Below are 14219 nucleotides of genomic sequence, written 5' to 3'. Positions count from 1 at the left end.
CGCAACCAACACGCCCAACCCAAACGAGACTTCGCCGTCAACTCCAAGGTCCGACTGCCCGATTTCCTACCGTACGTTGCTTGAAACGGCACTAGCGGTAGGTCGCCGGGTAGATCCTGCGCGTCAGCGCTCTCGCTCCAGCTGGGCGAGTCGGGTGAGGGCAGGCAGCGCGGCGGCGAGTGCCCGTCGGTGTGCGGGGCTCAACTCGGCGACCATCGGAACCAGGTACCGGACCCGGTCGTCGTGGCGGGTTTGCCGGACCTGCCGGCCTGCCTCGGTGAGGTGCACGATCACGGCCCGTCCATCGCCAGGGTCACGGCGGCGCAGCACCAGCCCGTCGCGCTCCAAGCGCGTGATGAGTTGAGTGATGCCCGGCTGGGTCATCTGCTCGGTCTCGGTCAGATCGGTCAGCCGCGCCGGGCCCCGATGAGCCAGGGTGTCGAGCACCGACAGTGTGGTGAACGGCAGCTTCTCCCGTACCGGGATGCGGATGTAGACGCGGTTGAAGTCCTCGATTGCTGCGGCGAAGGCGTCCACGTCGAAATCGTCGATGTCGTCCACACGAGCAACTATATCCGAGACTTATAAAAGTTGCTTAAATAAGCTACTTATGTAAGGTCGACACCAAACGGCAGGAGGCCAGATGAGCGACAGAACCCACGATGTCCGACCGTTCCCCTTGACGCCGACGAAGATTCACTTCCCCGACAGCGTGCTCACCGACCTGCGGCAGCGCCTGGATCTGACTCGCCTGCCCGCTGATGTCGGCAATGAAGACTGGTATTACGGCGTGCCTCGCGGCTATCTCCAGGAGCTCGTGGACTACTGGCGCAGCGGATACGACTGGCGCGCCGCCGAAGCCGAGATCAACACCTACCAGCATTTCAAGGTCGAAATCGACCGTGTACCAGTGCATTTCATGCGCAGGCCCGGCGTCGGGCCGAATCCGACGCCGCTGATTCTGACACATGGCTGGCCCTGGACGTTCTGGCACTGGTCCAAGGTCGTCGACTTGCTGGCGGATCCGGGGGCGCACGGCGGTGATCCGGCCGAGGCGTTCGACGTGATCGTGCCCTCATTTCCCGGCTTCGGGTTCTCCAGCCCGCTGGCGAACCGCCCGGATGTGAACTTCTGGAAGGTCGCCGACCTCTGGCACACGCTCATGACCGATGTGCTGGGCTACCAGAAATACGGTGCCGCCGGCTGCGACGTGGGCGCGCTGGTCACCGCGCAGCTCGGCCACAAGTACGCCGACGAGTTATATGCCATCCACATCGGATCTGGACTGAAACTCACCCTGTTCAACGGCGATCGCGCCTGGGATTTCAGCGGCGGCCTGCCGATTCCCGACGGCCTGCCCGCGGAGGTACGCGCACGAATCGTGGAGCTGGACAAGCGTTTCGCCGTCCACTTGGCCGCACACCTGCTCGCCCCGAGCACCCTCGCCCACGCCCTGTCCGATTCCCCGGCGGGCATGCTGGCCTGGATCCTGGAACGTTGGTTCAAATGGAGCGACAACGGCGGCGACATCGAAACCGTGTTCAGCAGAGACGATCTCCTCACGCACGCCACGATCTACTGGGCCACCAACACCATCGGCACCTCGATACGCCTCTACGCCAACCACAACCGCTACCCCTGGACGCCTTCCCACGACCGTCTCCCGGTCGTGCAGGCCCCCACCGGCATCACCTTCGTTGGCTACGAGAACCCACCCGGCATCAGCACCGCCCAACGCGTCGAACACTTTCGCGCCAGCGACCGCGCCCAGTGGTACAACCACGTCAACCTCACCGTCCACGACCACGGCGGCCACTTCATTCCCTGGGAGATCCCCGACCAATGGACCGGCGACCTACGCCGCACCTTCCGGGGACGGCGCTGACACGTCTAACAGACGGTAGGTAGTGCGGTTAGGCGCGCTACGGGCATGTTCAGCTACTGAGCTGGCGCGTGTTTCGAAGTGAAGTGAGGGGTGACACCGTTGCGGTGCCACCCCTCAGTGTGTTCGTGGAAGTTGTTGCCCACGTTGGTGTGTGGGTGAGGTCTTCGGGTGGGCGGGCCGCGGGCCCGCCCTCACCACTTCGAGACAGCACCCAGTAGGGGCACGCGGGACGGGCGCGCTATCCGCGTTCGGTCAGGGATGCGATCAGCGGGAACTTGGCGTTGAGGGTGATCGCCGTAGCCGGAGTGGGGTTCGGGTTCTCGATGGTCAACTCGAACCGCCGCATGATGGTCGACAACGCGAGTTGCATTTCCATCATCGCGAACGCGTTGCCGATGCAGAGGTGTCCACCCGCACCGAAGGGCAGGTAGATGTTCCGGTCACGAGCGGCGACCGCGTCGGCTGCGAAGCGGTCCGGGTCAAAGGTGTCCGGCTGATCCCAAACCTCGGGATTGCGGTGTGCGTGATAGTAACTGAACATCACCGGAGTACCTGCCGGGATGACGTGGCCCCCGATCTCATCGTCCTCGCGGGCGCGGCGTTGTCCCATCCACGCCGGTGGCATCAGCCGCAACACTTCATCGATCACCTGCTTGTTGTAGGCCAACCCGGGCAGGTCGGCCATGGTGGCGTGATCGCCGGGCAATCCGGTGTCGACTTCGTCACGCAGCCGCTCACGCACCTCCGGATGCAGTTGCAGGAACAGAATGGCCGATGTCAGAGCCGAGGAGCTGGTTTCGTGACCGGCGAAGAGCATGGTGACGACCTCGTCGCGCAACTCCTTGTCGGTGAAGTTCTTGCCGGTCTCGGCATCGGTGGCGTTCACGAGCATGGCCAGCAATCCGCCGTTGTCGTTGTCGCGGAGCTGGTCGATCACCGAGTAGACGATGGCATCCATCTCACCGAGCGCCCGCCAGAAGCGGCGGTGGCTCGGAGTTGGAAACTGCAAGGGGATCAACGGCATCCGGATGAACTTTCCCAGTTCGTCGTTCACCCGCTGTGTCGCGTTGGAGAAACCGGTAACCTCTGGTCCCTGCGGATCCATCCCGAACAGAGCCCGCACTACGATCCGCAATGTGAGATGGCTCATCTGCTGGCCGATATCGATCGTTCGGCCGGCTCGGGCGTGTTCGGCCCATTCGTCGCACATGGCGTCGATCTCGGCCACCATGATCTCGGTGAGCGCGTTGATCTTCTTGTGGTGAAAGGCGGGTTGCACGAGGCGCCGGTTATGTCGCCACTTGTCGTGGTCGGCGATGGTCGCCAGCCCGCGGCCCGCGAACAGCTCCAGGATGTCGTACATCTCGGTCTCGCGGGTGAAGTTCACCGTGCGTTCCTGCAAGATGTACTTGATGTGGTGGGGATGCGTAACGCCGACCATGACCCCGTTGATCAGCTGGAACCGAAACACGTCACCGTGCTGGGACCTAGCGTCGGAGAGGAACGTAATCGGGTCGGTGAGATAGCGTTTGGTGTTGCGGAGGCGGCCGGAGACCATCGGGGGCAACGCATGGACAGTGGTGGAGAGAGACGTCACCGCACCAAGTAAAGCCGAGCGCGCAGAACTTGCCATGGTTGGCAAATGCGCTCGAAAACGACTGTTTACGGTTCGGCCGATACCTTCCGTGACCTGTTGTCGAGAGTCCGTGCGGTTGGTTCCCTCAGCCCCAGGCCAGCACCACCTTGTCAACCGCGTCAACGCCCGGGCCGGACGTGGTTGCCGCCAGCAGCGCCGAAACAGCTTGACATGCAGCGGATTCGAAGAGAATCTGCTGACCTGGGGTTTATTGGTTCGCGCCCCTATCGGGCCCTATCGCAGGATGTGGAGCATCGGGTTACCCGGGTGGGCGGGTTGCGGGGGCGGTGATCAGGGGCAGGTCCAGTGCGGTGAGGATGCCCGCTGGGGCTTGGACGACCGCCGGGACCGCGTTGACGATGCGCATGGCTGTGGCCAGTAGCGTCGCGTGGTTGTGGTCGCCATTGCGACTGGAGGTGACCAGGTCCATGGCGTAGCTGGGTTCGCCGGTGATCTCGACGCGGTAGGAGCCCTCGTGGTGGGCGGGTTGCGGCCAGTCCGGGCACAGGTCGGGGCGCAGGCGCGTGACGTGTTCGAGCACCGTCACGACCTGGTCCCCGACCATGCCGCGCACCTCGAAACGCAGTGCGGCCGCGGTCCCTTCGGCGATATGGCCGGTGGCGATATCGAAGGAATCCGGCGCCGGAATGCGTTCGTAGGTCTGGGTGACGGCGTCGAGAGTGACGCCGATGCCCGCCGCCAATTGACGCACGGTGCCGCCCCAGGCCAGCGAGAGCACCCCCGGCTGCAACAACATCGGGATCTCGTCGAGCGGTTTGCCGAAACCCATGATGTCGAACATGACCTCACGGTTGTCGTAGCTGGCATAGTCGACGATCTCCAGACACCGCAGTTGGTCGATGCGCAGACAGGTGCCCGCGAGCGCCAGCGGCAGGAGATCATTGGCGAAACCCGGATCGATGCCATTGACCCACAGCGACGAATTCCCTTGTGCCGCAGCATCTTGGATCGGCTTCAGCAGCTCATCCGGCAGCACACCGTAGGGGTACTGGAAGAACACCGGAGCGCACGCGACCACATTGATTCCGGCACTGAGCAGCCTGCGCAGATCTTCGACCGCCTCGAGCAGACGGTTATCGGTCATCGAGCAATACACGACGCAATCGGGTTTCGACGCCAGTATCGCCTCGGTATCGGTCGTCGCGGTGACGCCGACCGGATGATCCAGTCCGGCAATGGTTCCCGCGTCCACCCCGTCCTTCTTCGGACCCGAAACCCATACCCCGGTCAATTCCAGATCCGGATTAGCGATCACACCGGCCAGTGCGTGCGCGCCGACATTGCCAGTGCCCCATTGGACTACGCGGTAGGTCATGACAGATCCGGAAGTGGCAGGTCGAGATTGGGCGCGATCAGACCGCCATCGGGCTCGAGCACCTTACCGGTGACGTACTTTCCGGCTGGCGACACCAAATACAGTGCGGCGGCGGCGATATCCTCGGGTTCACCGATGCGGTGCAGTGGCGTCTTCGCCTCCAGCTCCGTACGCATCGCATCGTTGCCCGCCACGATCTCCAGCGCGGAGGTCAGAATCGAGCCCGGTGCGATGGCATTCACCCGGATGCGCGGATTCAGATCCATTGCCGCCAGCCGCGTGTAGTGCGCCAGCGCCGCTTTCGCCGTCCCGTACGCCGCAAAAGCACGCCCAGGCAGTCGCCCCATGGTCGAGGTGATATTGAGAATCGAACCGCCACCGGCGGTTTCGAGAATCTTGGGCACTGCCGCACGTACCAGCGCGTGCGCATTGGTCACGTTGAAGTTGAACGCCTGCACCAGCGCGTCCGGCGTGGTGTCGAGCAATGGGCACGGCAGCGCGCCGCCGACATTGTTGACCACGATATCGAGGCGTCCGAAGCGTTCGACGGCCGCGGCGGCCAGCCCGGCGGTCGCCTCGATATCACTCAGGTCCGCGGGCACCACATGGGCCTGACGGCCCGCGGCCGTCACCTGCTCGGCGACCTCGTCCAGCTGGCTCTTGGTGCGGGAGGCGATGACGACATCCGCGCCCGCCTCCGCGAAGGCCACCGCGATCGCCGCGCCGAGGCCGCGCCCCGCGCCGGTGACGACGGCGACCTGTCCGTCGATTCGGAATCTGTCCAGAATCATGCGCACTCCACAACTGTCGAATATTCGACACTGCTTGTCGTAATATTCGTCATCGTAGAACCGCTCCACCGAACCGCACAAGAGGTTGTCCATGTCCGACCGGTCCCCGTCCCCGCCAACCCGCCGCGTCATCGATATCGTGTCGCTGCTCGCCGCGACCCCGGAGCCGATCAGCGTCGCGGGCATCGCGGACCGCCTCGATATCGCCCGCGCCACCGCGACCGCGATTCTCGCCGAACTGGATTCGGCGGGCTGGGTGCGGCGCGATCCGAACCGCGGCTACGGCCTCGGTCCGGCGCTGGCGAATCTGCACGGACCCGCGCTGCCGCGCGCGCTCGGCGATATCCTCACCGAACTCACCGTCCGCACCGACTACGGCGCTACCCTCAGCCGGATCGAGCCCGAGCACCTCACGGTCCTCGATGTGCGCCACGGGCCCGAACGCGTCGTCCCCGGCATCCCGGTCGGCCATCGCATCCCGCTGCAATTTCCGGCCGGGGCCAGCGTGATGCCATGGCGTTCGGCCACCGAACAGAACACCTGGCTGGCCACCGCGCCCGACGCGGACCGCCGCATCGCAAGCGGCCTGCTCACCCTCGTTCGCGATCGCGGCGTTGCCCTGTTCCGCCCGCGCACCGACGATGCGGGCACGGTCGAACTCCTCGCCGACCTCCTCGGTGCCATGGGCACCGAACTCGTGCAGCCGCACCTGCGGACCCGGGCCCTGCGCCGCCTCGCATTTCTCACCTCGCGACCGTTCACCAGGGCCGAGCTCGACTCCGAGGCCGTACTGCCGCTGAGCTATCTCGCCGCACCGGTTTTCGATGCCGCGGGCGTGGCGGCCTACGAGGTCCAGTTGGGGCCGCTGCGCGCATCGACGACCAAACCCGAACGCGAGGAATTCATCGCCGCCACCGTCGATACAGCCCGCGCTCTGACGGGAGCGCTGGTGTCCTGAGCACTGTCACTTCGTCAGCGCATGTACCGCCCCACGGTGCAATGTCACCGGCGCAGTAATCGTCGCGGTATCGCGGCTGATCCCTTTCGCGGCCGAATTCGCCTGTTCCAGTTGGGATTTGCGATCGAAGAGGGTTCTGGTGAGCACACAGGCCAGATTCGCGTCGAGATCGTCACGGACCAGCAGCAGATTCGGCACGACAATGGTCTTCACATCGGCGGTCAGCCCGTAGACGGTGGCCGGAATCGTGCCCTCCTCGTAGACCGGATTCACCGCGTGCATGCTGCCGGAGATATCGGCGATATCGAGGAAGCGCACCTTGCCCTTGGTGGAGGTGAGCAGGTCGGTAATGCCCGGGGTGGGCAGGCCGCCGGAGAAGAACATGGCGTCGATGGAGCCGTCCTTCATACCGTCCACCGTTTTGGTGAGATCCAGACGCTGGGGCGAGATGTCGGTGTTCGGATTCAGCCCGGCCGCCTGCAGTACGCGCTGGGCGATCACCTCGGTACCGGACTTCGGCGAGCCGGTGGAGACCCGTTTGCCGCGCATATCGGCGACCGATTCGATCTCGGCGCCGGTGCGCACGATCACCTGGGTGTAATTCGGATAGAGCCGCGAAAGCGCCTGCACCGGTTGCTTTTTGCCGTCGAAGCTGGCATTGCCCATGACCGCGTCGGCGGCGGTATCGGCGAGCGCGAACGCGACCTGATAGGTGCCGGCCACCAACTGCTGAATGTTCTGCACCGACGCACCGGTTTCGGCGGCGGTCGCCTTCACCTTGCCGCCGGTGGCCTGCGAGACCTGTTCGGCGTATGCGTTGCCGAGCGCGAAGTACACGCCGGTGGAATTGCCCGTCGCGATGCCGACGCGGGTGTCGTCCTTCACCTCACAGGTGACCGCGCCACCGGTATCGGACTGCGGCGTGTCTCGGCGTCCCCCGCATCCGGCCAGCAATCCGGCCGACAGCACGGCAACGGCGAATCCTATGGCAACTCTTCTCAAGTCGTCCTCCTTCGGGAGAGCAGCGTGACCCCGACGGCCGCGGTCAGCGCGACCAGACCGACGACGAGTGCGCCGGGCTCCAGGTACAACAGGGCCAGACCGGCCACCGCGGCGAGCAACCGGGCCGCGATCCCGGCCGAGCCGATGCCGAGCATCCAGCCGCCGGTCGCCACGGCCAGCGCCGCCACGCCGATACCGGCCACGATCGTCGTCCACAGCACACCGAGCACCGGCCCGTGCCCGAGCAGATATTCACCGGGTCCGCTGAGTACGAAGACGATCGGCACCAGGAAGGCGGGCAGCGCGTACTTCAGCGCCTGCCACATCGTCGGCACCGCACGCGCGCCGGTGATCGCCGCCGCGCCCACCGCCGCCAGCGCGGTCGGGGGCGTCACCTCGGACAGCACCGAGTAGTAGAAGACGAACATGGCCGCTGCGGGCGCGGACACATCCAGCGCGAGCAGTGCCGGACCGATGATCGCCCAGCCGATAATGAACGACGCGGTCACCGGTACCGCGAGCCCGAGCAGCGCGAGTGCGATCGCGGCGAGCACCACCGTGCACGCCAGCACCACGGTGTGGTTGTCCGACACCGCCTTTCCCGCACTCACCAGCACCGAGGCCAACTGCGCGCCGAGCCCGGTCTTGGTGGCGATCGCGGTGATCACCCCCGCCGATGTGCACACCGCCACCACCGGCAGCGCCGAACGCACACCGCTGCCGAGCATGTGGAAGATCCGGCGCGGTGAGCGCGCCCGGGCCCGGATGCGGGGGTCGAGGAAGGCGAGCACGAAGGCCAGTGCGGTGGCGTATATGACGGCCTTGGCGGCGCTCACGCCGATCAGCAGCAGCACCACGATCGCGATCAAAGATAGGAAGTGGTAACCGAATCGGGCCAGCAGCCGCCATACCGAGCCGACGCCGATCTCGACCTGCCCGGTGCCGAGCCGACGCGCATCGATCTCGACCGCGAGCAGAATCCCCAGGTAGTACAGCAGCGTTGGGATCATCGCCCAGCCCAGCACCGTGACATAGGAGACGTCGAGGTATTCGGCGACGATGAATGCGGCGACGCCCAGTGTCGGCGGTGACAGGATCGCGCCGACACCCGCCGCGGCGAGTACCCCCGCCGCCTGTTCCGGCGGATATCCGGCGCGGCGCAGGATCGGCCAGGTGACCGCGCCGACCGTCACCGCGGTCGCGGTGCCCGATCCGGAGACGGTGCCGAGCAGGAATCCCGAGGCGACCGTGGTGCGTCCGGCGGCACCGCGCGAGCGCCGGAATGCCGTGACCGAAAGATCGACGAAGAACTGTGCCGCACCCGAGAATTCGAGTACCGCACCGTAGAGGGTGAACAGCACGATATAGCTGGCCGCGACATCCAGTGGTGTGCCGTAGAACCCGCTGCCCGAGTTGTACAGCGCATCGACGATCTGCCCGAAGTCGAGTCCGGCGTGCGCGACGGTCCACTGCTGCGGCAGGTAGCCGCCGTAATAGCCATACGCGATGAAAACCAGGCATACCGCGGGCAACACCCACCCTGTGGTGCGCCGACAAGCCTCCAGCACCAACACCAACAGCACCGTGCCCATGGCGATATCGACCGGATCGAACAACCCTTGCCGATCCAGGAACGCGTCATAACCGCCACCACCGGACCCGATCCCCATCGGCAGCACCGGATACAGGCATACCACCAGCGCGACCAGGGCCAGCAGCCAATCGATCGGCCCCGGACCCGCCCCGCGCTCGAGCCAGCGCAGCCCGGACCGATAGGCCAGGAACACCACCGGCAGCGTTCCGGCCAGGAAGATCACCAGGTAGTACTGACTGCCCTGTGCCAATGGCCGGAACACCTGCCACAGCACCAGCAGTGCGACCGCGAAGGCGGCCGTCGCCACGACCCCCTCGGCCCACCCATGCAGTACCCGGGCGGGCCGTTCCTCATCGTCGACCTCGATCTTGTCCGGCAATGCCCGATGCTCCGGATCCGGTCCGGTCAGCCTGGCATCAGCCGCCCCCACCTGATGGTCGGCGGGAGGCTCGGCTTCGAGATGAGCGTCCCGTGTGTCCGACATGGGCGCGACGATATCAACGCGCGACCGTCCGCATACAGCTAACAAATGTGTCGCCGATAAAACAAGGCCGGCGTATGTTCTCCGCCCTAGGCAGACTTGGTCACGCGACCACCGAGCGGCGCTCCGTGCAGGATCACCCGGCGATAGGAGATGCGCCAGCCAGCCGCCTCGCGCACGACCGTATCGTCGTATTCCACGCTGCGGCTGCTCCCGTCAGCGTGGATCCCGATCCCCTTCGACCGCACCCGAACCGCGCCGTCCGTCTCGGTGATGACCACATTCGTAATGTGGTGTCCGACCGGATTCCCGTCACCGAGTGCGACCGCCGCCTCCCGCAGCGCCGGAATTCCGCGCAGCTCCCCCGATCCGAAATCATTGAGGTCGTACGTGATTCCGGCGGTGAACAGCTCGTCCATCCGATCCAGCTCACCCGCGTCCATGAGGTGACCGTGCAGTGCGATCAGATCGCCGATCTCGATTCGGTCCTGCGCCGACAGTGCCATGTGACGACTGTACTGCGCGGGCGCCATTGCCTGGGCCGCCTAGGACACACCGAACCCGGCCGCCAAGGCGGACCGGCTGCTGACCCTGCTGCTGAACGGATTGGGCGTGCCTACGCGGTCGAATCCGCGAGCGCGGCGGTCGCGCGACGGGACATGACCTTGCGCAGAAAGGTGACCCACCGCGATGGGCGGACCGCAGTAACGGGCGGATGCCCCAGCGAGACGGCGGTTCTATCGAGGATTGCCTCGATCATGGCGTCGTGTATCCAGCGGATCGCGACCGGCCACAGGATGTAGCCCATCCCATGCAGGCGGGCGTCGATCTCGTGGCGCAGGATGCTGCTGTCCGGCCACTTGCCATCCAGCACGTCGAAGGTGTGCGTGCCGGTGAGCAACGACCCGGGTGCGAGGGTGAACTGCACGCGGCGACCCGGCACCCACTCGGTACACCGATACCGAATGAGCCCGTGGCCGCCGTCGGCCCCGACGCCGAGCGGCCGGTCGAGCACCAGCGCGGGCCAGCCGGGCGGCCACACCGGACTGTTCGGATCGGCGGCCCTGGCGAGCAGCGCGCCGACCTGCTCCGCGGGCACCGGATACTCCCGCTGATGGATGTTTCGAACCACGACCCAACCTCCATTCGCTACCGTATGGAACGGTACCCATACGGTAGCGAATGGACGGTGGTGCGCGAAGTCAGCTGAGCCACACGGCCCAGGCGATGCGCGGCTATCCAGTCGGACGATTCGCGGGAGCGGGTTCGTAAAGAACTATCGCCCACGGTGATTCGAGAGACGGGCGGACCGCGGTGCGTCGTTCGTGCGGCCCGGTCACCGGCTCGTCGGCCGGAAATCCGGCGGCCCGGAGACGAGCGAGGGTGGCGTCCAGATCGCCGACCTTGACCGCAAGGGATGGGATATCACGCTCATCGGCACCCGCGAGCATGACTCGGGTCGGACCGATATCGAACTGCGCCCACCGGTTGCCGTCGACGAATGTCGCGGTGGTGCCCAATACCGCGGTGAGCAGATCGATGGCGGCGGTGAGATTGTCGACGGGGAAAATCGTGCCGAGTCGTTCGACCGTCCCATCCTTGATCGAATCGCTGCGCGATGGTGCACTCATTGGACCTCCAATGCACGGCGGAGTGCGGAAAAGGCTTGGGCGGTGGCTTCTTTCGCATCGGGCAGGCTGTCGGCCATGGTGAAGAAGCCGTGGAACTGGCCGTCGTAGCGGATCAGCACGGTCTCGACACCTGCCTCGCGGAGCCGAGCGCCGTACTGCTCACCCTCGTCACGCAGCGGATCGAATTCGGCGGTAATGACATAGGCGGGCGGCAGCCCGGAGAGGTCGGTGGCACGCAGCGGTGCCGCGTAGGGGTTGGCCGCATCGCCGTCGGATCCGAGATATTGCTCCCAGTACCACCGCAAATGGTCATCGGTGACGAAGTACCCGTTGGCATTGTCCCGGTAGGACGCGGTGTCACGTGCCGGATCCAACATCGGATAGACCAGCAGTTGGTGGACGATATCGGGCCCATTGCGATCGCGCGCCATCAGCGCCGTCACCGCGGCCAGATTCCCGCCCGCGCTGTCCCCGGCGACCGCGATCCGGTCCGGCTCCCCGCCGAATGTATTCGCCTGGGCCGCAACCCATTCCAGTACCGCATAGGCATCCTCGGCCGCCGCCGGGAAGCGGTGTTCCGGCGCCTGCCGATAGTCCACCGATACCACGATCGCGCCGACACCGTTGCTCATGGCTCGGCACAGCTGATCATGACTGTCCAGGCCACAGATCACGAACCCGCCGCCGTGAAAGAAGACCACGATCGGCAACGAGGTGCCCGCGGGCCGATACAGGCGAACCCGCACCGGCGGCGCTCCGGCGGGCCCGGGCACCATCCGCTCTTCGACCTGGTCGACCGGAACCGGCGCCACCGGAGGAGCCGGACGAGCGGCGAGGATCCGGCGCGCCTGTGCCGCATCGAGCACCTCGGTGCCCAATGCGGGGAACGACGCCGAAGCCACATCGACGATCGCCCGCGCCTCGGGCTTCAGCGGCATCGCCGGTACCTCACCGCTCGCCGGTGGCGCCGACCGGCGGCATCGCGCCGGGCGGAATGAACTGTCCCGCGGACAATCCGCCGTCGATGGCCAATTCCGCACCGGTGATGAAAGCCGCGGCATCGGAAGCCAGGAACGCCACCAGATCCGCCACCTCGGACGGCAGGCCGACCCGTCCCAGCGGCAGCGCGGGGAAACTGCCCGGCCCGGTGCCGAGGCCGAGATGGCCGATCATCGGGGTGGCGATGGGGCCGGGATGCACCGAATTGACCCGGATCCCCGCCGGACCGAGCTCCAGCGCCGCCGTCTTCGTCAGCCCGCGCAGTGCCCATTTGGACGCACCGTAGGCGGAATGCCCCATCAGCCCTTGCAATCCGGCCTGCGATGAGATGTTGACGATCGAACCGCCGCCCGCTGCCGCCATCGGGCCGACGACCGACTGCATGCCGATGAACGCGCCGACCAGGTTGATCCGCAGAATGCGTTCCAACTCCTCGACAGTGGTCTCGGTGAGCGCCTTCGTCGTGTAGATCGCCGCATTGTTCACCAGCACATCGAGCTTGCCGAAATCGGTCACCGCGGTCTGCACCGCGGCCGCCCAGTCATCGGCACTGCTCACATCATGGCGCACGAAACGCGCGGCGGCGCCGATGGATTCGGCAACGGCCTTACCTTCGGTTTCGAGCACGTCGGTCAATACCACGCTGGCACCCGCCGCGGCGAAACGCCGAGCCTCCTCGGCACCCTGTCCCCGCGCGGCGCCGGTGATCAGCGCTACCTTGCCGGTCAGATCGATCATTGTCTGCTCCTTGCCAATTCAGTTCTGACTAGCTCTTGCGGAAGTGCGGGATGACCTTCTCGCCCCAGTGCCGAATCGTCTCCAGGCAGGCCTCCTGCGGCACGGTGCCCATCTGGATCAGGCACAGGATCTCGTCGGCACCGGCCGCCTGCAGCCGCTCGACGTAGGCGATGGCGTCCTCGGGACTGCCGTAGGCGTGTTCGGCATTGAAAACCGAAGTGGCCCCGGCCTTCACCGGAATCTTCGCCTCGTGCAGGTATGCCACATGCTCATCGGCGGCCTCGCGAATGCGGGCCATCTCGTCCACGGTCGGGTCGATGGCCTCGTCCGGCACCGGGCCCGCGCCGTACCAGTGCTTGATGGACTGGGCGAAGAACCGCTGGCCGCGCGCACCGATCTGCTGCGCCTTCTCCCGGTCGTCCAGCACGATCGTCGGGCACAGCGCCGCGAAGTGGTCGTTGACTACGGTGGAGACGAACTTCTCCCCGGTGCGCTCGGCAATGGCGGCATCGTAGGTGCGGCGCAGTTCGGCGATCTCCTCCACACCCGCGAAGCCCAGTACCAGCGCACCGATTCCGTAGTCGGCGGCCAGCTTCAGGGTGTCCTTCTTGGTGCACGCCATGAACAGCGGCGGATGCGGCAGCTGCACCGGACGCGGCAGCATCGGATGCGGATCGATATCGAGCAGCTCACCGTGCCATTCGAATTCGCCCTCCGGATCCTGCCAGGCCTTGCCGATGATGCGCAGCGACTCCTCCACCTCCTGATAGGTGCGGTCGGGATCGACACCGCACATGGAGGTCTCCTGCGGCGTGGCGCCGCGGCCCGCGCCGAGATTCACCCGCCCGTTGGAGAGCACATCGAGCATGGCCGCGCGTTCGGCCGCGCGCACCGGGTGGTTGAAGTTGAACGGCATGCACACCACGCCGTGGCCGATGCGGATCCGCTCGGTGCGCGCGGCCACCCAGGTCAGGAAGATCTCCGGCGCACTCATATGCGCGTACCACTTCAGGCCGTGGTGTTCGACCGCCCAGACGGTGTCGAAACCCATCTCCTCGGCCAGTACCGCCTGCTCGACGCAGTCGCGCAGGACCTGCCGTTCGTGATCGGCCGACGGGTTGGTCATCTGCGCCTCGAAGATCATCGAGAACTTCATGCATTGCCTCCA

14 protein-coding genes are annotated in these 14219 nt (G+C 65.9%); 2 read left to right on the top strand and 12 right to left on the bottom strand.

What is annotated here, in order from left to right:
* Positions 1–123 precede the first annotated feature (123 nt).
* Positions 124–561: a MarR family transcriptional regulator gene (locus tag ABZ293_RS34920; protein ID WP_355187779.1), complete on the bottom strand. Its 438-nt coding sequence runs from the start codon at positions 559–561 to the stop codon at positions 124–126.
* Between the two features lie 82 nt (positions 562–643).
* On the opposite strand from ABZ293_RS34920, the gene ABZ293_RS34915 reads away from it, so the two are divergent.
* The gene (locus ABZ293_RS34915; RefSeq protein WP_355187777.1) at positions 644–1885 is read left to right on the top strand and encodes an epoxide hydrolase; all 1242 of its coding nucleotides are present in this window, start codon (positions 644–646) and stop codon (positions 1883–1885) included.
* Positions 1886–2123: 238 nt separating this feature from the next.
* Here the strand turns inward: ABZ293_RS34915 and ABZ293_RS34910 are convergent, their stop codons facing one another.
* The 3 genes from ABZ293_RS34910 to ABZ293_RS34900 all read right to left on the bottom strand — a co-directional run bounded on the left by ABZ293_RS34910 (position 2124) and on the right by ABZ293_RS34900 (position 5648).
* Positions 2124–3482 carry a cytochrome P450 gene (locus ABZ293_RS34910; protein ID WP_355187775.1) on the bottom strand — a complete coding sequence of 453 codons (1359 nt, stop codon included), beginning with the start codon at positions 3480–3482 and terminating at the stop codon, positions 2124–2126.
* A gap of 298 nt (positions 3483–3780) precedes the next feature.
* On the bottom strand, positions 3781–4857 hold the full coding sequence (locus tag ABZ293_RS34905; protein WP_355187773.1) for a diacylglycerol kinase: 1077 nt from the start codon (positions 4855–4857) through the stop codon (positions 3781–3783).
* A complete protein-coding gene (locus tag ABZ293_RS34900) occupies positions 4854–5648 on the bottom strand; it encodes an SDR family oxidoreductase (protein WP_354956227.1) in 795 nt (264 codons plus the stop codon). Before ABZ293_RS34900 ends, ABZ293_RS34905 begins: the two co-directional genes overlap by 4 nt.
* A 91-nt stretch (positions 5649–5739) precedes the next feature.
* Here ABZ293_RS34900 and ABZ293_RS34895 point away from each other — a divergent pair, with 91 nt between their 5' ends.
* Complete coding sequence (locus ABZ293_RS34895) at positions 5740–6606, top strand: helix-turn-helix domain-containing protein (protein WP_355187771.1); 867 nt, start codon at positions 5740–5742, stop codon at positions 6604–6606.
* A gap of 6 nt (positions 6607–6612) precedes the next feature.
* Here the strand turns inward: ABZ293_RS34895 and ABZ293_RS34890 are convergent, their stop codons facing one another.
* The 8 genes from ABZ293_RS34890 to ABZ293_RS34855 all read right to left on the bottom strand — a co-directional run bounded on the left by ABZ293_RS34890 (position 6613) and on the right by ABZ293_RS34855 (position 14207).
* A complete protein-coding gene (locus tag ABZ293_RS34890; protein ID WP_355187769.1) occupies positions 6613–7608 on the bottom strand; it encodes a TAXI family TRAP transporter solute-binding subunit in 996 nt (331 codons plus the stop codon).
* The gene (locus ABZ293_RS34885; RefSeq protein ID WP_355187768.1) at positions 7605–9686 is read right to left on the bottom strand and encodes a TRAP transporter fused permease subunit; all 2082 of its coding nucleotides are present in this window, start codon (positions 9684–9686) and stop codon (positions 7605–7607) included. Before ABZ293_RS34885 ends, ABZ293_RS34890 begins: the two co-directional genes overlap by 4 nt.
* A gap of 86 nt (positions 9687–9772) precedes the next feature.
* Positions 9773–10189, bottom strand: coding sequence for a nuclear transport factor 2 family protein (locus ABZ293_RS34880; RefSeq protein ID WP_355187766.1), 417 nt, complete (start codon positions 10187–10189; stop codon positions 9773–9775).
* Positions 10190–10299: 110 nt separating this feature from the next.
* Positions 10300–10815, bottom strand: a complete 516-nt coding sequence (locus tag ABZ293_RS34875; protein ID WP_355187764.1) for a hypothetical protein — start codon at positions 10813–10815, stop codon at positions 10300–10302.
* 103 nt (positions 10816–10918) lie between these two features.
* Entirely contained in the window at positions 10919–11314 is a 396-nt protein-coding gene (locus ABZ293_RS34870; protein WP_355187762.1) for a hypothetical protein, read from the bottom strand.
* Positions 11311–12252, bottom strand: coding sequence for an alpha/beta hydrolase (locus ABZ293_RS34865; protein WP_355187760.1), 942 nt, complete (start codon positions 12250–12252; stop codon positions 11311–11313). Before ABZ293_RS34865 ends, ABZ293_RS34870 begins: the two co-directional genes overlap by 4 nt.
* Positions 12253–12262: 10 nt before the next feature.
* Positions 12263–13051: a glucose 1-dehydrogenase gene (locus ABZ293_RS34860; protein WP_355187759.1), complete on the bottom strand. Its 789-nt coding sequence runs from the start codon at positions 13049–13051 to the stop codon at positions 12263–12265.
* A 28-nt stretch (positions 13052–13079) separates the two neighbouring features.
* Positions 13080–14207: an LLM class flavin-dependent oxidoreductase gene (locus ABZ293_RS34855; RefSeq protein ID WP_354956205.1), complete on the bottom strand. Its 1128-nt coding sequence runs from the start codon at positions 14205–14207 to the stop codon at positions 13080–13082.
* Between the last annotated feature and the right edge of the window lie 12 nt (positions 14208–14219).

The sequence above is a fragment of the Nocardia sp. NPDC005998 genome (assembly GCF_040614395.1).
Taxonomy (GTDB): Bacteria; Actinomycetota; Actinomycetes; order Mycobacteriales; family Mycobacteriaceae; genus Nocardia.
The sequence above is the reverse complement of the archived record's forward strand: the minus strand, read 5'-3'. Positions and strand labels throughout refer to the sequence as shown.